The sequence below is a fragment of the Achromobacter sp. GbtcB20 genome (assembly GCF_019091095.1).
Taxonomy (GTDB): Bacteria; Pseudomonadota; Gammaproteobacteria; order Burkholderiales; family Burkholderiaceae_B; genus Achromobacter; species Achromobacter mucicolens.
In genome coordinates this window covers 1-315 of the sequence record NZ_JAGXJZ010000388.1, presented here as the reverse complement: position 1 = coordinate 315, position 315 = coordinate 1, and the positions used below count along the sequence as shown (strand labels likewise).

Genomic DNA, 315 nt, shown 5'->3' with positions numbered 1-315 from the left:
CTGCTGCTGTGGAACCACCAGCTGGAAGAAGCGCTCGAAATGTCGAGCGAGGAAATACCCACCAGTCAAGTGGAATGCTTCTTCGCGGAGAAAGACCGGCCGACCATCGTGCAGAAGATCATGGACGCCTTCGACCAGCACGGTTCCTCGCACGAGGCCGAACTGCTCGGCAAGCACGGCAAGCGCACGACCTTCCTGTTCCACTGCGTGCGCACCAGCCTCGGCAGCCTGCCCTGCGTATTCGGCACCGGGCTCGACATCACGGCGCGCAAGCAGAGCGAACAGGGGATGCGGGTACGCGAGCGGGCCATCTAT

At 62.5% G+C, this 315-nt stretch carries 1 protein-coding gene; it reads left to right on the top strand.

The genetic code is table 11. The features are described from left to right. A partial coding sequence (locus KVT32_RS29450; protein ID WP_217619357.1) for a PAS domain S-box protein occupies positions 1-315 on the top strand: 315 nt, incomplete at both ends.